This window comes from Variovorax sp. RO1, assembly GCF_002849325.1.
Classification (GTDB): domain Bacteria; phylum Pseudomonadota; class Gammaproteobacteria; order Burkholderiales; family Burkholderiaceae_C; genus Variovorax.
This window is the reverse complement of the sequence record NZ_PKMT01000005.1, coordinates 427,403-446,929: the sequence shown is the minus strand read 5'-3', so window position 1 is coordinate 446,929 and position 19,527 is coordinate 427,403. Positions and strand designations below refer to the sequence as shown.

13 protein-coding genes and 1 pseudogene are annotated in these 19,527 nt (G+C 67.5%); 13 read left to right on the top strand and 1 reads right to left on the bottom strand.

Annotated elements, in window-relative coordinates; translation table 11 throughout:
* Positions 1 to 668: 668 nt before the first annotated feature.
* The 6 genes and pseudogenes from CY658_RS25090 to CY658_RS25070 all read left to right on the top strand — a co-directional run.
* Positions 669 to 3,776: pseudogene (locus tag CY658_RS25090) on the top strand (beta strand repeat-containing protein); the annotation flags it as partial.
* A gap of 543 nt (positions 3,777 to 4,319) precedes the next feature.
* Positions 4,320 to 4,937 (top strand): YadA-like family protein, encoded by a 618-nt coding sequence (locus tag CY658_RS33225; protein WP_441351220.1) that lies wholly within the window; start codon positions 4,320 to 4,322, stop codon positions 4,935 to 4,937.
* A 113-nt stretch (positions 4,938 to 5,050) separates the two neighbouring features.
* Positions 5,051 to 6,202 carry a DUF2827 domain-containing protein gene (locus CY658_RS25085; RefSeq protein ID WP_101492760.1) on the top strand — a complete coding sequence of 384 codons (1,152 nt, stop codon included), beginning with the start codon at positions 5,051 to 5,053 and terminating at the stop codon, positions 6,200 to 6,202.
* Positions 6,199 to 7,365, top strand: coding sequence for a DUF2827 domain-containing protein (locus CY658_RS25080; protein WP_101492759.1), 1,167 nt, complete (start codon positions 6,199 to 6,201; stop codon positions 7,363 to 7,365). The genes CY658_RS25085 and CY658_RS25080 overlap by 4 nt, the downstream gene beginning before the upstream one ends.
* A gap of 11 nt (positions 7,366 to 7,376) precedes the next feature.
* Positions 7,377 to 7,964: a hypothetical protein gene (locus CY658_RS25075; RefSeq protein ID WP_101492758.1), complete on the top strand. Its 588-nt coding sequence runs from the start codon at positions 7,377 to 7,379 to the stop codon at positions 7,962 to 7,964.
* Between the two features lie 133 nt (positions 7,965 to 8,097).
* On the top strand, positions 8,098 to 10,365 hold the full coding sequence (locus tag CY658_RS25070) for an acyl-CoA dehydrogenase (protein WP_101492757.1): 2,268 nt from the start codon (positions 8,098 to 8,100) through the stop codon (positions 10,363 to 10,365).
* Here CY658_RS25070 and CY658_RS25065 read toward each other — a convergent pair.
* Positions 10,265 to 11,125, bottom strand: a complete 861-nt coding sequence (locus CY658_RS25065) for a helix-turn-helix domain-containing protein (RefSeq protein ID WP_101492756.1) — start codon at positions 11,123 to 11,125, stop codon at positions 10,265 to 10,267. The genes CY658_RS25070 and CY658_RS25065 overlap by 101 nt on opposite strands.
* A 132-nt stretch (positions 11,126 to 11,257) precedes the next feature.
* Between CY658_RS25065 and CY658_RS25060 the strand changes: the two genes are divergently transcribed.
* From CY658_RS25060 to efeO (CY658_RS25030), 7 genes are all read left to right on the top strand, one after another.
* On the top strand, positions 11,258 to 11,671 hold the full coding sequence (locus CY658_RS25060; protein ID WP_101492755.1) for a hypothetical protein: 414 nt from the start codon (positions 11,258 to 11,260) through the stop codon (positions 11,669 to 11,671).
* A 163-nt stretch (positions 11,672 to 11,834) separates the two neighbouring features.
* Positions 11,835 to 14,702 (top strand): aconitate hydratase, encoded by a 2,868-nt coding sequence (locus CY658_RS25055; protein WP_101492754.1) that lies wholly within the window; start codon positions 11,835 to 11,837, stop codon positions 14,700 to 14,702.
* A gap of 10 nt (positions 14,703 to 14,712) precedes the next feature.
* Positions 14,713 to 15,171: a metallophosphoesterase family protein gene (locus tag CY658_RS25050; RefSeq protein WP_101492753.1), complete on the top strand. Its 459-nt coding sequence runs from the start codon at positions 14,713 to 14,715 to the stop codon at positions 15,169 to 15,171.
* A 117-nt stretch (positions 15,172 to 15,288) separates the two neighbouring features.
* Positions 15,289 to 16,125 (top strand): iron uptake transporter permease EfeU, encoded by an 837-nt coding sequence (gene efeU / locus CY658_RS25045; RefSeq protein ID WP_101492752.1) that lies wholly within the window; start codon positions 15,289 to 15,291, stop codon positions 16,123 to 16,125.
* A 12-nt stretch (positions 16,126 to 16,137) separates the two neighbouring features.
* Complete coding sequence (gene efeO, locus CY658_RS25040) at positions 16,138 to 17,319, top strand: iron uptake system protein EfeO (RefSeq protein WP_101492751.1); 1,182 nt, start codon at positions 16,138 to 16,140, stop codon at positions 17,317 to 17,319.
* A 16-nt stretch (positions 17,320 to 17,335) separates the two neighbouring features.
* Positions 17,336 to 18,646: an iron uptake transporter deferrochelatase/peroxidase subunit gene (efeB, locus tag CY658_RS25035; RefSeq protein ID WP_101492750.1), complete on the top strand. Its 1,311-nt coding sequence runs from the start codon at positions 17,336 to 17,338 to the stop codon at positions 18,644 to 18,646.
* Positions 18,647 to 18,689: 43 nt separating this feature from the next.
* On the top strand, positions 18,690 to 19,526 hold the full coding sequence (gene efeO, locus CY658_RS25030; RefSeq protein WP_099795615.1) for an iron uptake system protein EfeO: 837 nt from the start codon (positions 18,690 to 18,692) through the stop codon (positions 19,524 to 19,526).
* Position 19,527: the final 1 nt, after the last annotated feature.

Sequence of the window (19,527 nt, the reverse complement as noted above, 5' to 3'; positions counted from 1 at the left end):
CCACGAACAGCAACGTCAGTAGCCTGTCGACCTCGACGTCGTCGGGTCTGAGCACGGCCACGAGCAGCATCGACAGCCTGTCGACGTCTACATCGAGTGGGTTGAGCACGGCGACCAGCGGTATCTCGAGCTTGTCTACCGGCCTGAGCACGACCAACAGCAACGTCAGCAGCTTGTCGACATCGACCTCGTCCGGTCTGAGCACGGCCACAAGCAGCATCGACAGTTTGTCGACGTCTACGTCGAGCGGTCTGAGCACTGCGACCAGTGGCATCTCCAGTCTGTCCACGGGTTTGAGCACGACCAACAGTAACGTCAGCAGTCTCTCGACTTCTACGTCGTCTGGTTTGAGCACGGCGACGAGCAGCATCGACAGCCTGTCGACGTCCACTTCGAGTGGCCTGAGCACGGCGACCAGCGGAATCTCCAGCCTGTCTACTGGCTTGAGCACGACGAACAGCAACGTCAGCAGTCTCTCGACCTCCACGTCGAGCGGCTTGAGCACTGCTACTAGCAGCATCGACAGTCTGTCGACGTCTACTTCGAGCGGTCTGAGCACAGCCACGAGCAGCATCGATAGCTTGTCGACGTCCACATCGAGTGGCCTGAGCACTGCGACCAGTGGGATCTCGAGTCTGTCCACGGGCTTGAGCACCACGAACAGCAACGTGAGCAGCCTGTCGACGTCCACGTCGTCCGGTCTGAGCACGGCCACGAGCAGCATCGACAGCTTGTCGACGTCTACTTCGAGTGGTCTGAGCACCGCCACCAGCGGCATCTCTAGTCTGTCGACTGGACTGAGCACCACGAATAGCAACGTCAGCAGTCTGTCGACTTCCACGTCGTCAGGTCTGAGCACCGCCACGAGCAGCATCGATAGTTTGTCGACGTCTACTTCAAGTGGGCTGAGCACCGCCACCAGTGGCATCTCCAGCTTGTCCACTGGCCTGAGCACCACCAACAGCAACGTCAACAGCTTGTCGACTTCCACGTCGTCGGGTCTGAGCACGGCAACGAGCAGCATCGACAGCCTGTCGACGTCTACTTCCAGCGGCCTGAGCACTGCGACTAGCGGTATCTCCAGTCTGTCGACTGGCTTGAGCACCACCAACAGCAACGTCAGCAGCTTGTCGACCTCGACGTCGTCGGGCTTGAGCACCGCCACCAGCGGCATCTCTAGTCTGTCGACTGGTCTGAGCACGACGAACAGCAACGTGAGCAGCTTGTCGACTTCGACGTCGTCTGGCCTGAGTACGGCTACGAGCAGCATCGACAGTCTGTCGACGTCTACCTCCAGTGGTCTGAGCACCGCAACCAGCGGCATCTCCAGCCTGTCGACTGGACTGAGCACCACGAACAGCAACGTCAGCAGTCTGTCGACTTCCACGTCGTCAGGTCTGAGCACCGCCACGAGCAGCATCGATAGTTTGTCGACGTCTACTTCGAGTGGTCTCAGCACAGCGACCAGTGGCATCTCCAGCTTGTCCACGGGCCTGAGCACCACAAACAGCAACGTCAGCAGCCTGTCGACCTCGACATCGTCTGGCTTGAGCACGGCCACGAGCAGCATTGACAGCCTCTCGACCTCGACGTCCTCTGGCCTGAGTACCGCAACGAGCGGTATCTCCAGCCTGTCCACGGGTTTGAGTACCACAAACAGCAACGTGAGCAGCTTGTCGACTTCCACGTCGTCGGGTCTGAGCACAGCCACGAGCAGCATCGACAGCTTGTCGACGTCTACTTCCAGCGGCCTGAGCACTGCGACTAGCGGTATCTCCAGCCTGTCGACGGGCCTGAGCACCACAAACAGCAACGTGAGCAGCTTGTCGACTTCCACGTCGTCGGGTCTGAGCACAGCCACGAGCAGCATCGACAGTCTGTCGACGTCTACTTCGAGTGGTCTGAGCACCGCAACCAGCGGCATCTCCAGCCTGTCGACTGGCCTGAGCACGGCGACCAGCGGTATCTCGAGCCTGTCCACCGGCTTGAGCACCACGAACAGCAACGTGGGTAGCCTGTCGACGGGGCTGAGCTCTGCCACCAGTGGCATCTCCAGCTTGTCGACTGGTCTCAGCACGACGAATAGCAATGTGAGCAGCTTGTCGACGTCGACGTCGTCCGGCTTGAGCACTGCCACAAGCAGCATCGACAGCTTGTCGACGTCCACTTCCAGCGGCCTGAGCACTGCGACTAGCGGTATCTCCAGCCTGTCGACTGGCCTGAGCACGACGAATAGCAACGTCAGCAGCTTGTCGACGTCCACGTCGTCCGGCCTGAGCACGGCGACCAGCGGTATCTCGAGCCTGTCCACTGGCTTGAGCACCACGAACAGCAACGTGGGTAGCCTGTCGACGGGGCTGAGCTCTGCCACCAGTGGCATCTCCAGCTTGTCGACTGGTCTCAGCACGACGAATAGCAATGTGAGCAGCTTGTCGACGTCGACGTCGTCCGGCTTGAGCACTGCCACAAGCAGCATCGACAGCTTGTCGACGTCTACTTCCAGCGGCCTGAGCACTGCGACTAGCGGTATCTCCAGCCTGTCGACTGGCCTGAGCACGACGAATAGCAACGTCAGCAGCTTGTCGACGTCCACGTCGTCCGGCCTGAGCACGGCGACCAGCGGTATCTCGAGCCTGTCCACCGGCTTGAGCACCACGAACAGCAACGTGAGCAGCCTGTCGACGGGGCTGAGCTCTGCCACCAGTGGCATCTCCAGCTTGTCGACTGGTCTCAGCACGACGAATAGCAATGTGAGCAGCTTGTCGACGTCTACGTCGACCGGGTTGAGCACGACCACGAGCAGCATCGATAGCTTGTCGACCGGCCTGAGCACCGCGACCAGTGGTATTTCTAGTCTGTCGACGGGCCTGAGCACCACCAACAGCAACGTGGGCAGCCTGTCGACCGGCCTGAGCACCGCGACCAGTGGTATTTCTAGTCTGTCGACGGGCCTGAGCACCACCAACAGCAACGTGGGCAGCCTGTCCACCGGTCTGAGCTCTGCAACCAGTGGCATCTCCAGCCTGTCGACTGGTCTCAGCACCACCAACAGCAATGTCGGCAGCCTGTCGACCGGCCTGAGCACCACCAACAGCAACGTCGACAGCCTCTCCACCTCGACCTCGTCGGGCTTGAGCACCACGACCAGCAGCATCGACAGCCTGTCGACCGGCCTGAGCTCGACCAACAGCAACGTCAGCAGCCTCTCGACCTCGTTCTCGTCGGGCCTGAGCACCGCCACCAGCGGCATCTTCAGCCTGTCGACGGGCCTGAGCACGACGAACAGCAACGTGAGCAGCTTGTCGACGTCCACGTCGAGCGGCCTGAGCACCGTGAACAGCGGCATCGGCAGCTTGTCGTCGGGCCTGAGCACCGCCACCAGCGGGATCTCGAGCCTCTCGACCGGCCTGAGCACGACGAACAGCAACGTGAGCAGCCTGTCATCGGGCCTGAGCACGGTCACCAGCAGCGTCGGCAGCTTGTCTACCGGCCTGAGCACGACCAACAGCAATGTCGGCAGCTTGTCCACCGGCTTGAGCACGACGAACAGCAACGTGAGCAGCCTGTCGACCGGCCTGAGCACGACCAACAGCAACGTCAGCAGCCTGTCGACGGGCCTGAGCACCACCAACAGCAACGTCGGCAGCCTGTCGACCGGCCTGAGCACGACGAACAGCAACGTGAGCAGCCTGTCGACCGGCCTGAGCACGACCAACAGCAACGTCAGCAGCCTGTCCACCGGCCTGAGCACCACCAACAGCAACCTGGACAGCCTGTCCACCAGCGTGGGCGGCGCGGCCAGCGGCATCTCCAGCCTGTCGACTTCGACGTCGACCGGCCTGAGCACGGCCACGAGCAGCATCAGCAGCCTGAGCACGACGGTCAACACGATCAACGACAAGGGCACGAAGTACTTCCACGCCAACTCGACCAACACCGACTCCATTGCCAGCGGCCAGGAAGCGGTGGCGATCGGGCCGCGTACCGAAGCCAGCGGCGCCAACTCCTTCGCCGCCGGCAACGGCGCGAAGGCCACGGCCGACGGCGCGGTGGCGGTGGGCTTCGGGGCGCAGGCCACGGGCACCAACGCGATCGCCATCGGCACGGGGGCGCTGGCCACGGGCTCGCAGGCGATTGGCGCCAACTCCCGCGCGGGCGGCGGCGGTGTGGCCCTGGGCGACCGGGCCGATGCCGGCGGCACGCCGCTGAGCAAGGCACAGAACATCTCGCAAGGCACGGCCATCGGCTTCGGCGCGGTGGTGCAGCAGACCGGCGGCGTGGCGCTGGGTGCGAACTCGGTGGCCTCGACGGCGGCGGGCATGGTCGGCTACGTGCCGGGCAGCGCGAACGCAGAGCAGGCCGCGGCCATCCGGGCCACGACCAGCACGCAGGGCGCGGTGTCGGTGGGCGACGCGGCGAGTGGCCAGTTCCGCCAGATCACGGGCGTGGCAGCCGGCACGGCCGACAGCGACGCGACCAACGTGGCGCAGCTGAAGGCGGCCTCGGCGGCCTCGAAGGCCGGCACCGTGCAGTACGCCACCAACCCCGACGGGTCGGTGAACTACAACCAGATCACGCTGGGCGCGGGCGAAGCGGCGGGCGGCACGCGCATCAGCAACGTGGCACCGGGCGTGCTGCCGGGCGACGCGGTCAACCTGGGCCAGTTGCAGCAGGTGCAAAAGCAGGTGGGCGACGTGGCGCGCATCGCCTACTCGGGCACGGCGATGGCCTTCGCGATGTCGGGCACCTACCTGCCCACGCTGTACCCGGGCGAGAAGACGATCGGCGTCGGCCTGGGCTCGTACCAGGGCTACAGCGCCGTGGCGCTGACCTTCAAGGCCCTGTCGGACGACGGCAAGATGTCCTGGGGTGCGGGCCTGACCTCCACCGGCAAGGAGTGGGGCGTCAACGCGGGCATCGGCTGGAAGTGGAAGTAACCACAAGCACCCGAGCCCGCCCCTGAACGCGCAGCCACCCGGCTGACGCCCGGCCCCGGTGGCTCCCGCGCCCAGTGCGCGGGAGCCCTTGTTTTTTGGTACACACTTCGGCCATGCGCATCGGTATTTCAGTCCTCTCCCACGCGGGGCAGAACATCTGGGAAAACGGCATGGGACAGAACGTCCTGTTCCTGGCCCGGCTGCTGCAACGCATCGAATTCGTCGAATCCGTCACGCTCATCGACGCGGGCGACCAGCACGCCATGCCGCCGCAGGTCGACCTGTCGGGCATGGGGCTCACGCTGGGCCATGCCCGCGAGCTGACCGACGCGCTCGACGTGGTCATCGAAATGGCCGGTGCACTCGACCTGCAGTGGCTGTCGTACTTCCGCGCGTGCGGCGGGCGCGTGGCCTTCCACGGCGTGGGGCAGCCCTTCGTGGCGCTGGCCGAGCCGATCGTCTTTGCCGACAAGGGGCACTTCGGCGCCACCGACCGCTGCGATGAGATCTGGCTGCTGCCCAAGGACGCGGGCTTTGCGCCGATGATGCGCACACTGCACCGCTGCCCGGTGCACGAGGTGCCGTACCTCTGGTCGCCGCAGTTCCTGGCGCAGCGCGTCGACGAGGTGCAGGCGCAGGGCTTCCGCTTCGGCTACCAGCCGCGCACGGCGGAGCAACCGGGTTTTCGGGTGGCGATCTTCGAGCCGAACATCTCGGTGGTGAAGTCGTGCAGCATCCCGATGCTGATCAGCGACGAGGCCTACCGCGCCAACGCGGAGCACGTCGCGGCGATGCACGTGCTCAACACGCTGCACCTGAAAGACCATCCGACGATGCTCTACCTGGCGAACTCGCTGGACATCGTGCGCCAGCACAAGGCCACCTTCCACGGACGGCACGACTTCGCGGGCTTCATGGTGCAGCACGCCGACGCGGTGGTGTCGCACCAGTGGCAGAACGACCAGAACTACAGCTACCTCGACGCGCTGTACGGCAACTACCCGCTGGTGCACAACTCGCCCTGGCTGCGCGACGCCGGCTACTACTACCCCGACTTCGACATCGCCGTCGGCGCAGAGCAGCTGGCCGCCGCCGTGCGCGGCCACGACGCGCAACTCGATGACTACCGCGCACGCAGCCAGCGCGTGTTCGACGCGATCGATCCGATGCACCCCGCCAACATCGACGGCTACGCGCAGCGGTTGCTGAACCTGGTCGGTGGCGACCCGGCGTTCCGTGCCGGCAACGCGAAGGTGGCCGCATGAGCGACGTGCAGAACCACACCGCAGGCCCGCGCGCGGCCGCCACACCCACCAAGCTGAAAGTCGGCGTCTCCATCTTCATCCGCAAGGGCGAGCAGAGCCTGTGGGAGAACGGCGTCTACCAGAACTGCCTCTTCCTCGTGATGCTGCTGCTGCGTTCGCCCTGCGTCGAGCGCACGGTGCTGGTGGCCGGCGGCGGCGACGGCGGCCCGGCCGACGCGACCAACTTCCTGGCCGATTCGCCGGTGCCGATCATCGACATGGCCACCGCCGCGCAAGAGCTCGACCTCATGATCGAGATGAGTGCGCAGCTGGGGCGCGACTGGTCGGTGGCGTTTCGCGAGCGCGGCGGAAAAATCGTGTCGATGCGCGTGGGCAACGACTACGTGATCGACATCGAACGGATGATCTTCAACAAGCCGCACGGCATGCTGGTCAGCGGCGCGCCGTACGACGAGGTGTGGACGCTGCCCGAGTACGAAACCTCCTGCAAGCCGTACTTCGCGAGCACCTTCCGCGCGCCCACCAAGCTCATGCCGCACCTGTGGAGCCCGATGGTGGTCGAGAAGGCCATGGCCCGCGGCGCCGAGGGCAAGCGCTTTGCCTACGAGCCGGGGCGCACCCGGTGGCGCGTGGCCATCTTCGAGCCCAACATCTGCATGGTGAAGACCAGCTTCATCCCGATGCTGGGCTGCGAGTCGGCGCACCGCGCGCAGCCGCGCCTCATCGAGAAGATGTGGGTCTACAACAGCTTCCACCTGAAGGACAAGCCGAACTTCGTCGCCTTTGCCCAGAGCCTCGATCTCGTGCGGCACGGCCTGGCGACTTTCGAAGGGCGCTTTCCGCTGTATCAGGTGCTGCCGGGCGCGATCGACGCGGTCTTTGCGCACCACTGGGAGAACGCGCAGAACTACCTCTACTACGAGGCGCTGTACGGCGGCTGGCCGCTCATCCACAACTCGCACCTGATCGGCGACTGCGGCTACCGTTACCACGGCTTCGACTGCGAGGAGGGCGGGCAGGCGCTGCGGCGCGCGTTCGCCGAGCACGACGCCAACCTGCCAGCTTACCGCGAGCGCGCACGCACACTCATCGCAAAGCTCGACCCGGAAGGCGAGGAGAACGTGCGCCTCTACTCTGCGGCCATCGAGAGCCTCTACGCGTGAGGACGACACCGATGAACGTCTTTGCCCGATTCACCGCCGCAGCCTGGGTGCTCGCGGCCGGCAGCGCGCTCGCGCAAGGCGTGCTGGCCCCGCCCGCGGCGCCGCAAGACACGCTCACGCGCGCCGCCGCCAGCGTCGGCATCCAGCGCTGCCTGCCCGCCATCACGCGGCTGGCCTCGCTCACCGTGCAGGGCAGCCGCGCGCACGACGTGCTGCTCGACTGGGACCGCAAGCGCCCCGACGCCGGCCCGGTGTTCTCGCTGGTCGGCATCCAGTACCCAAACGCGGGCGTGGCCGCGTCGATCACCGCGATTCCCGACGACAGCGGTGCCTGCACCGTGGCGGCCGAGCGCATCTCGGTCGCACCCTTCACCTGCGCCAGCGTGGCCGAGCAGGAACTGAAGAACTACAAGCGCACGCCGCTGCTGCCGATCTACACGGTCTACACCGACGACAAGGAGCCGACCTCGTCGGTCTCGCTGATCGATTCGCCGCCGGGCTGCCTCGTGATTCGCCGCTACGTCGAGTACGGCTGGCGCGACCCGAATGCGCCGATGCCGGCCGCCGCGCCGGCCGGGCAGGCGCCCAAGCGGCGCTGATCCCGCCTGATTCAAGGGCTTGCGCGAGCCCATCTCCGACACGCGCGAACGCCCTTGACCGGCCGCGGCGTGGGCCGCATCCGTCCAAGAATGGACGGACGCCGCGCGCTCCGATGCGGCGCAAGGAGACCCCATGCCACTGGCGACCCTGATCGGCCGATGGGCGATGCAGCCTTTCTCCAAAGCCCTGCCACCGCTGGGCGACACCGAGCGTGCCGCGCTCGAGGCCGGCACGGTCGGGTTCGAAGGCCAGCTCTTTGCCGGGCGCCCCGATTTCGACGCGCTGACGGCCGCCGGCCCCAACCAGCTCAGCGCGCGCGAAGAAGCCTTTTTGTCGAACGAGGTGCCCGCGCTGTGCCGCATGCTCGACGACCACGCCATCGACCAGGCGCGCGACCTGCCGCCCGAGGTGTGGCGCTTCCTGCGCGACAAGCGCTTCTTCGGAATGATCATTCCCGAGGCATTCGGCGGCCTGGGCTTCGGCCACTTCGCGCATGCCTCGGTGGTGGCGCGCATCGCGAGCGTCAACGTCGCCACGGCCGTGACGGTGATGGTGCCCAACTCGCTCGGGCCGGCCGAGCTGCTGCTGCGCTACGGCACCGACGCTCAGAAAAACCACTACCTGCCGCGCCTGGCCGACGGCCGCGAACTGCCCTGCTTCGGCCTGACTTCGCCCTACGCGGGCTCCGACGCCGCCGCGATTCCTGACCGCGGCGTGCTGGTCGAGCGTGAGTTCCAGGGCCGGCGCACGCGCGGCTTCCTGGTCGACTTCGACAAGCGCTACATCACGCTCGCGCCGGTCGCCACCGTGGTCGGCCTCGCGTTCCATGCAGTCGACGAGAGCCGGCCCGAAGGCCAGCGCGAACTCGGCATCACCTGCGCGCTGATTCCCGTGCCGCACGAGGGCATGGAGATCGGCCGGCGCCATCGCCCGATGGACAGCGCCTTCATGAACGGCCCGATCCGTGGCCGGCAGGTGTTCGTGCCGATGGACTGGGTCATCGGCGGCGAGCCGCAGGTGGGGCAGGGCTGGCGCATGCTGATGGAATGCCTGGCCGCGGGCCGCGCCATCTCGCTGCCCGCGCTGGGCTCAGCCATGCAGCAGACCGCGCTCTACGTGAGCAACGCCTACGGCCAGATCCGCGAGCAGTTCGGCCTGCCGGTGGGCAAGTTCCATGCGGTGGCGGGGCTGGTCGCGCAGATGTCGGCGCAGCTGTATGCGACCGATGCCGCGCGGCGCTTCACGGCCGCCGCGCTCGACAACGGCGAGCGGCCCAGCGTGGCCAGCGCGATCCTCAAGGTGCAGCTCACCGAGGCCGGGCGGCGCGCGGTCAACCATGGCATGGACATCCTCGGCGGCAAGGGGATCATCTCGGGCCCGTCGAACCTGCTCGGCGTGGCCTACCGGCAGGCGCCGATCGCGATCACGGTGGAGGGCGCGAACATCCTCACGCGCGCGCTCATCGTGTTCGGGCAAGGCGCGGTGCGCTGCCATCCGCACGTGCTCGATGAAATGGCGGCGGTGCAGGCGAAAGACGAAACGGCACTGGGCCAGGCACTCATCGCGCATGGCAAGCACGTGGCGGTCAACCTGTGGCACAGCCTGTTCGGCGCGCCGGTGCTCGGCGATCCGCCCGAAGCGCTGGCGGCCGAAGCGCGGCTCATCGCGCGCATGAGCGCCAAGTACGCGCTCACCGCCGACCTGGCCATGGGGCTGCTCGGCGGCAAGCTCAAGCGCATGGAGTTGCTGTCGGCGCGGCTGGGCGACGTGCTGGCCCACCTGTACCTGGCGAGCGCCTGCGTCTGGCGCTACCGCGTCGATGCGGCGCCCGAGCTGCTGCCGTTTGCGCAGGCGGCGATCCGGCTGCAGCTGGACGAGGCCGGCAAGATCCTGCGCGACCTGTACGCCAACCTGCCGACACCGGGGCGGCGCCTGCTCGGCGCGCTGGTGCTGCGCCGCACCGCGCACCTGGCGCCGTTGCGCGACGTGCAGCTGATGGCTCTGGCCGAGCTGCTGCGTACGCGCCCGGACGTGGTCGCGCGCCTCGTGCCCGATCTGGCAGAGCCCGGCCCGGGCGGCCTGCACGACCTGATGCAGGCGATGGCGCTCGGTGCACGGCTGGGCGACGAAACCGCCGCACTCAACAAGGTGCTGCGCCGCACGCGCTCGCTCGACGAGGCGGCGCGCTCGGCCAGCGACCCCGCGCTGGCGCTGGCCTACCTGCAGGCGGCCGACAAGGTGATCCAGGTCGACGACTTCGACGGGCCGGCGCGCAATGCGGACGGCACCGTCGCCGATCTCAACCGCGCGCCTGCTGCGCAGCAGCCAGCGCCGTCAGTGCCGCCGCCGTCTGCTCGTCCGCCGGAAAGAACGATTCCACCGCGAGTTCCTGCAACGTGACGTCCACCGGCGTGCCGAAGATCGTGATGGTGCTGATGAAGCTCAGCACACCACTCGGCATGACCACCTGGAACGGCACGGCCACCGCCGACAGCGCGGTGTCGAGCAGCGGCGCGTCGTGGCTCACGGCCGGCGGCGGGTAGCCCTCCAGCTCGTCGTGCAGCGCCTGCAGCATGGTGTCGCCGGTGGCGGCGATCTGCTGTTGCAGCCGCTCGAGCAGGTGCGTGCGCCATTGCGCGAGGTTCGCGATGCGCGGCGCCACGCCGTCGGGGTGCAGGCTCAGCCGCAGCACGTTGATGGGCGGCTTGAGCAACTCGGCCGCGCAGCCTTCCATGAGCAGCGGCACCAGCGCGTTGTGCGCGACCAGGTTCCAGTGCCGGTCCACGGCCAGCGCGGGGAAGGGCTCGTGGCCCTTCAGCACCAGGTCGATGGCGCGGCGCGCCGAGGCCATGGCCGGGTCGTCGAGCGAGCGCTGGCGGTACATGGGCGCGAAGCCGGCGGCCACCAGCAGCGCGTTGCGCTCGCGCAGCGGCACGTCCAGGCGCTCGGCCAGGCGCAGCACCATCTCGCGGCTGGGCGCGGCGCGGCCGGTTTCCACGTAGCTCAGGTGGCGGGTCGACACCTCGGCCTCCTGCGCCAGGTCGAGCTGGCTCAGGCGGCGGTGGGTGCGCCAGTGCCGCAGATGGGCGCCGAACGGATCACGCGCGCCGGGAAGGCCGGCGGCGGCGGCCTTGGACGAATGGGTGCGGGGGGTGTTCATGGAGCCGCATTCTGGCGCGACGGCGGCGCCGCGCCATGACCTCCCAGGTCATCGACGCGATCCACGCCCGGCGGAATCATCGACCCCAACGCAGCAGGACTGGCCTGCAGCGTACCCACCCAGGAGATTCACATGTCTGTTTTCGCTTCCCCCCGCTTCCTGTCGAACGTGATGTGGGCCGATGCCGCTTCGTGCGCCGCGACCGGCGCGCTGCAGGTGGCGTTCACCGACGTTCTTGCCAGCCTGACCGGCCTGCCGGCCTGGCTGCTCATGGGCACCGGCGTGTTCCTGCTGGCCTACGCAGCCGCCGCCGCCTTCATGGCCAGCCGCGCCACGCCGCCACGCACGCTGATCGGCCTCGTGGTCGTCGGCAACTTCGCCTGGGCCGTGGCCTGCGTGGCGCTGCTGGTGAGCGGCGTGTTCGCGGTCACCGCGCTGGGCATGGCCTGGGTGCTGGCGCAGGCGCTGTGCGTGGTCGTGCTGGCCGAGCTGCAATGGACCGGGCTGCGCCGCACCCGGGGCGGTGCCGGCATGGCGATGGCCTGAGCGCCTGACCGTCCGCCCCACGCTCGCCGCACCCCGTGCGGCGGGCGTTTTCGCTATGAGAACGATAGTTCCGGGAGAGCCCGACAAGGAAGACTGACTACAACGACTGACATTGAACCTCGCTATCCTTGAGAGGCTTCCACGAACACACAGGAGTCCTCTCATGGCCAAAGCCCCGGCGCACGCGTTTGCGTCCACCCTCAAGACCTTCAAGACCGCGTCGGGCAAGTCCGGCAAGTACTGGTCGCTGAAGGAACTGGCCAAGCAGTACCCGTCCGTGGAACGCCTGCCGGTGTCGATCCGCATCGTGCTGGAGTCGGTGCTGCGCAATTGCGACGGCCAGAAGGTGTCGGCCAAGCACGTCGAAGAGCTGGCCCACTGGGCGCCCAACGCCGAGCGCACCGACGAAATTCCGTTCGTGGTCACCCGCGTGGTGCTGCAGGATTTCACCGGCGTGCCGCTGCTGGCCGACCTGGCCGCCATGCGCAGCGTGGCCGCCAAGCTGGGCAAGTCGCCCAAGACCATCGAGCCGCTGGTGCCCGTCGACCTCGTGGTCGACCACTCGGTGATGGTCGACTACTACGGCACGCCAAAGGCGCTCGACCTGAACATGAAGCTGGAGTTCCAGCGCAACAACGAGCGCTACCAGTTCATGAAGTGGGGCATGCAGGCCTTCGACACCTTCGGCGTCGTGCCGCCGGGCTTCGGCATCGTGCACCAGGTCAACCTCGAGTACTTTGCGCGCGGCGTCTACAAGAGCCCGGCCGACAAGAGCGACACCCCCGTGTACTACCCCGACTCGCTCGTGGGCACCGACAGCCACACCACCATGATCAACGGCGTCGGCGTGGTCGGCTGGGGCGTGGGCGGCATCGAGGCCGAGGCCGCCATGCTGGGCCAGCCGGTCTACATGCTCACGCCCGACGTGGTGGGCTTCGAGCTCACCGGCAAGCTGCGCGAAGGCGTCACGGCCACCGACCTGGTGCTGTACGTCACCGCCATCCTGCGTGGTGAAAAGGTGGTGGGCAAGTTCGTCGAGTTCTTCGGCCCCGGCGCCGCATCGATCGCCGTGCCCGACCGCGCCACCATCGGCAACATGGCGCCCGAGTACGGCGCCACCATGGGCTTCTTCCCGGTCGACGAGATGACCGTGGCGTACTTCGAAGGCACGGGCCGCACCAAGGAAGAGGTCGAGCGCTTCGCCGCCTACTACAAGGCGCAGGGCCTGTTCGGCATGCCCGCGCCGGGCGACATCGACTACACCAAGATCGTCAAGCTCGACCTGGGCACCGTGTCGCCCAGCCTGGCCGGCCCCAAGCGCCCGCAGGACCGCATCGATCTGGGCCACCTGTCGACCAAGTTCGCCGAGCTGTACAGCAAGCCCAACGACGCCAACGGCTTCAACCAGCCGGCCGAGAAGCTCAAGCAGCGCTACCCGCTGATCAGCGCCGGCCAGGGCGGCGACGAAGAGGTGGCGCCGCCGCCCGCCGGTTCGCCGCGCGAACTGGTCGAGATGGTCGCCAACCGCTCCACCAAGGCCGCGGCCCACACCAGCGCCACGGCACCGCCCGCGCCCAAGGGCCAGATCACGATCGGCAACGGCGACGTGCTCATCGCGGCCATCACCTCGTGCACCAACACCTCCAACCCGAGCGTGATGCTCGCGGCGGGCCTCCTGGCCAAGAAGGCGGTGGAGGCGGGCCTGAAGGTGCAGCCGCACATCAAGACCTCGCTGGCGCCGGGCTCGCGCATCGTTACCGAATACCTCGAGAAGGCGGGCCTGCTGACGTACCTGGAGAAGCTGGGCTTCTACCTCGCGGGCTACGGCTGCACCACCTGCATCGGCAACGCCGGCGACCTCACGCCCGAGATCAACGACGCCATCACCAAGAACGACCTCATCGGCGCGGCCGTGCTGTCGGGCAACCGCAATTTCGAAGCGCGCATCCACCCGAACCTGAAGGCCAACTTCCTGGCCTCGCCGCCGCTGGTGGTGGCTTTTGCCATCGCGGGCAACGTGCTGACCGACCTCATGACCCAGCCCGTGGGCAAGGGCAAGGGCGGTAAGGACGTGTACCTGGGCGACATCTGGCCCACGCCGAAGGAAATCGACGACAACCTGCGCTTCGCCATGAACGCCAAGTCGTTCCGCGCGAACTACGAGAAGGTGAAGACCGACCCGGGCAAGTTCTGGACGAGCATCAAGGGCACGACCGGCCAGGTGTACGACTGGCCCACCTCGACCTACATCGCCGAGCCGCCGTTCTTCGAAGGCTTCCAGATGCAGCCGCACGCGTCGGACGCGGGCATCCAGGGCGCGCGCGTCATGGCGCTGTTCGGCGACTCGATCACCACCGACCACATCTCGCCGGCCGGCTCCATCAAGGAAAGCTCGCCCGCGGGCATCTGGCTCAAGGCGAACGGCGTGCCCAAGGCCGACTTCAACAGCTACGGCTCGCGCCGCGGCAACCACGACGTGATGGTGCGCGGCACCTTCGCCAACGTGCGCATCAAGAACCTGATGATTCCGCCGGACGCCAACGGCACGCAGGAAGAGGGCGGCGTCACGCTGTTCCAGCCGGGCGGCGAGAAGATGTTCATCTACGACGCGGCCATGAAGTACATGGAAACCGGCACGCCGACCATCGTGTTCGGCGGCGAGGAGTACGGCACAGGCTCGTCGCGCGACTGGGCCGCCAAGGGCACGCAGCTGCTGGGCATCAAGGCCGTGGTGGCGCGCAGCTTCGAGCGCATCCACCGCGCCAACCTGGTCGGCATGGGCGTGCTGCCGCTGCAGTTCCGCGGCGCCGACTCGTGGCAGACGCTGGGCCTCACGGGCGAGGAAAAGATCGACGTCGTGATCGGCGGCGAACTCAAGCCGCAGATGGACGTGAAGCTGGTCGTGCACCGCGCCGACGGCACGCACCAGGAGGTGACGGTGCGCCTGCGCATCGACACGCCGATCGAGGTTGATTACTACAAGCACGGCGGCATCCTGCCGTTCGTGCTGCGTCAACTGCTGGCGGCCTGACGGGCTGGGCTTGATCCGCGTCGGGCTCATCTCCGACACCCACGGCCTGCTGCGCCCGCAGGCCGTGGCGGCCTTGCAGGGCAGCGACTTCATCGTGCACGGCGGGGACATCGGCGACGCCGGCATCCTCGACGCACTCGCCGCGATCGCGCCGCTGACGGTGGTGCGCGGCAACAACGACCGCGAGGCGTGGGCCGAGGCCATTCCCGAGACCGCCGTGCTGCAGCTCGGCGTGCGGCTGCTGGCGATCCATGATCTTTCCGAACTGACTGGCGACCTGGAGGGCGAGGGCGTGCGCGTGGTCGTCTCCGGCCACTCGCACCAACCCAAGGTCGAAGAACGCGACGGCGTGCTCTACGTCAACCCCGGCAGCGCTGGTCCGCGCCGATTCAAGCTGCCTATCGCCGTGGCCGAGCTGATCGTCGACGGCGACACCGTCAGCGCACGCATCGTCGAACTGCCCCTGTGAGCGGGGGGCGAATACCCCTAATTGAGAATAAATCTTATTTGATGGGGTATCCTCGGGCCGTTCTTTGAAAAATGCACCACATCGGGGCATTTTCAAAGGACATTCTTCTGCTCCGAGATGCTCATTCCCTTTCTCATCATGCTGCGCGAAGGCATCGAAGCCGCGCTGATCGTCGGCATTGTTGCCAGTTACCTGAAACAAAGCGGTCGCGGTGTGCTGATGCCCGCGGTGTGGGTCGGCGTGCTGCTGGCCACCGCGCTGTCGCTGTTCGCCGGCGCCGGCCTGCAACTGCTGGCGGCCGAGTTTCCGCAGAAGCAGCAGGAGCTGTTCGAGGGCGTGGTCGGGCTCATCGCCGTGGTCATGCTGACCACGATGGTGTTCTGGATGCGCAAGGCGGCCCGTTCCATCAAGGGCGAACTGCACGCATCCATCGACAAGGCGCTGGCGCAGCATGCCGACGGGCAGGGCTGGGCGCTCATCGGCATGGTGTTTCTCGCGGTCGCGCGCGAGGGGCTGGAGTCGGTCTTCTTCCTGCTGGCCGTGTTCCAGCAGAGCACCGGCTGGGAAGCGCCTGTGGGCGCGCTCGCGGGCATCGCCGTGTCGGTGGTGGTCGGCTGGGGCATCTATTCGGGCGGCGTGCGGCTCGACCTGCGCCGCTTCTTCCGCTTCACGGGCCTGTTCATCCTGCTGGTCGCGGCCGGGCTGCTGGCGGGCGTGTTGCGCAAGCTGCACGAGGCCGGCGTGTGGAACCAGCTGCAGACCGTGGTGTTCGACATGAGCGAAACCCTGCCGATGGACAGCCCCGTGGGCGCCGTGCTGTCGGGCCTGCTGGGCTACCAGGCCGCGCCCGTGATGGGCGAGGTGATCGTCTACCTGGCTTTCCTGGCCGTGGCCCTGTTCTTCTTCCTGCGCCCGGCCGCCGCGCCGGCGCCGCGCACGGCCACCGCCGGCTGATCTTTTTTCCCGATGTCTTCTTCCTCTTCTTCTTCGTCATCGACGCTCATGCGCGTCGCCGTGGGTGCCTCGGCACTGCTGGTGGTCGCCGGGCTCGCGGCCTTCTGGTACGCCTCGAACCAGGCGCGTAAGGCGCCGCCCAAGGCGGTCGACCACGCCGTCACCGTCACGATCCGCGGCAACGCCTGCGAGCCGAACGAGATCACCGTGCCCGCGGGCCGCACGACCTTCACCATCGTGAACCAGTCGAACCGCGCGCTCGAGTGGGAAATTCTCGACGGCGTGATGGTGGTCGAAGAGCGCGAGAACATCGCGCCCGGCTTCTCGCAGACCATGACGGTCAAGCTCTCGCCGGGCGACTTCGCCATCACCTGCGGGCTGCTGAGCAACCCGCGCGGCAAGCTGCACGTCACGCCGTCGGCGGCCTCGCTGGCCGAAGAGGCGCGGCCGTCGCTCGTCAACTACGTGGGCGCGCTGGCCGAGTACCAGGTGTTCCTGCGGCTGGAGGCCGCCACGCTCGACGACGCGGTGCGCGCACTGGCCGATGCCGTCAAGGCCGGCGACCTGGCGCAGGCGCGCGCGCTCTACGCGCCGGCCCACCAGGCCTACAAGCGCATCGAGCCGATGGCCGAGCTGTTCGCCGACCTCGACGCGCGCATCAACGCGCGCGCCGACTACTTCGAGAAGCGCGAGGCCGACCCCGGCTTCAGCGGCTTCCATCGCATTGAGTACGCGCTGTACGGGCAGGGCGATGCGAAGGCGCTGGCACCGGTCCTCGACCAGCTGCTGGCCGACACCGAGACGCTGCAGACGCGCCTGCGCGCACTGAGTGTGCCGCCCGAGCGGCTCGCGAGCGCCGCCTCGAAGCTGCTGCGCCGCGTGGCCGACAACCTGCCGGCCGGCGGCGAAGACCACTACGGCCACGCCGAGCTGGTGAACCTGCAGGGCAGCTACGAAGGCACGAAGAAGATCGCCGACCTGCTGCAGCCGCTGCTGGTGAAGGCCGCGCCCGCGCAGCAGAAAGCGGTAGACGAACGCTTCGCCGCCTTCGACGCCGCATTGGCGCCGTACCGCGAGGGCGAAGGCTTCAAGCCCGCGCCGCTGGACGACGCGCAGCGCCAGGCGCTGGCTGTGTCGGTGCGTGCGCTGGCCGAGGAACTGGGCAAGGTGAACGCCGCGCTCGGGTTGGAATGAGTTGAGAACGAACCCCATGGAACAGACGAAGAAGAACGACCCCGTCGCGGGACATCCCGCCTCGCCGCACCGCCGCCGCATGCTCGGCGCCGCGGGCGTGGCCTTTGCCGGGCTCGCCGCCGCCGCGCGTGCCGGCGCTGCTACGCCGGGCCCGCCCGACACCGGTGCGCAGGTCACCGACGCCCCGCAGAGCACCCACACGCAAGACCGCGTGCCCTTCCGCGGCAAGCACCAGGCGGGCATCGTCACGCCGCGCCCGACGGCCGGCATGATCGCCTCGTTCTACGTGCTGGCCGAGAACCGCGCCGACCTGGAGCGGCTGATGCGCACGCTCACCGAGCGCATCGCCTTCCTCACGCAGGGCGGCCCGCAGACCGACCCCGACCCCAAGCTGCCGCCCGCGGGCTCCGGCATCCTCGGCCCGGTGGTGCAGCCCGACGGACTCACCGTGACGGTGTCGGTCGGTGCGTCGCTGTTCGACGAGCGCTTCGGCCTCGTCAAGAAAAAGCCGCTGCGCCTGAACCCGATGCAGCGCCATCCGAACGACGCGCTCGATGCTGCGCTGTGCCACGGCGACCTGTCGATCCAGTTCTGCGCCAACACGCCCGACACCAACATCCACGCGCTGCGCGACATCATCAAGAACACGCCCGACCTGCTGGTGCTGCACTGGAAGCAGGAGGGCTCCGTGCCGCCGATTCCGGCGGTGGCGGGCCAGCCCGCGGAGAGCGCGCGCAACTTCCTCGGTTTTCGCGACGGCTCGGCCAACCCCGACTCCGCCGACGACACGCTCATGAACCAGCACGTCTGGGTGCAGCCGAACGGCGACGAGCCCGCCTGGGCCGTGGGCGGCAGCTACCAGGCGGTGCGGATCATCCGCAACTTCGTCGAGCGCTGGGACCGCACGCCGCTGCAGGAGCAGGAGGCCATCATGGGGCGCCTCAAGCCCAGCGGCGCGCCGCTGGACGGCGGCAAGACCGAGCACGACGTGCCCGACTACACGAAGGACCCCGAAGGCAAGGCGACGCCGATGGACGCGCACATCCGCCTGGCGAATCCGCGCACCAAGGCCTCGGACGCCAACCTGATGCTGCGCCGGCCCTTCAACTATTCGAACGGCGTCACCAAGTCGGGCCAGCTCGAAATGGGGCTGCTTTTCATCTGCTACCAGGCCGACCTCGAGAAGGGCTTTGTCGCCGTGCAGAGCCGCCTGGACGGCGAGCCGCTCGAGGAATACATCAAGCCCATCGGCGGCGGTTTCTTCTTCACGCTGCCCGGCGTGCAAGGTGCCGACGACTGGCTCGGGCGCAGCCTGCTGGCTGCCTGAACTCACCCTTTTCATCACCAACGCATCGCACCCAAGGAGATCCATGACCGTGCAGTTCCGCCGCCGCTTCCTCGCCGCTTTCGTCGCAGGCTTTGCCGGCCTTCATGCCGTGGGCGCGCAGGCCGCCGTGTCGCCACTCGAGCTGGTCGGTCCGATCTCGGACTACAAGATTTACGTGACGCAGAACGTGCGCAAGCTGGCCGCCGACGTGCGCGTGTTCACCGCCGCCGTGAAGGCCGGCGACATCGAGAAGGCCAAGAAGCTCTACGCGCCCACGCGCACCAGCTACGAACGCGTCGAGCCCGTGGCCGAGCTGTTCACCGACCTCGACCAGTCGATCGACTCGCGCGCGGACGACCACGAGAAGGCCGAGAAAGACCCGGCCTTCATCGGCTTCCACCGCATCGAGTACGGCCTGTGGACGCTCAAGAGCACCAAGGACCTGAACCCCGTGGCCGACAAGCTGCTGGCCGACGTGCTCGAACTGCAAAAGCGCCTGGGCGCGCTGACCTTCCCGCCCGAGAAGGTCGTGGGCGGCGCCGCCGTGCTGATGGAAGAGGTGGCCGCCACCAAGATTTCCGGCGAAGAAAACCGCTACAGCCACACCGACCTGTGGGACTTCCAGTCGAACTTCGAGGGCGCCTACAAGATCGTCGAGCTGCTGCGCCCACTGGTCGTGAAGCAGGACAAGCCGTTCGCGGAGAAGGCCGACGCCAACTTCAAGGTGGTGTTCGACACGCTGGCCAAGTACCGCACGGCCGACGGCGGCTTCGAAACCTATTCGAAGCTCACCGAGCGCGACCGCAAGATGCTGGCCGGGCGGGTGAACACGCTGGCCGAAGACCTGTCGAAGCTGCGCGGCATGCTGGGATTGAACTGAG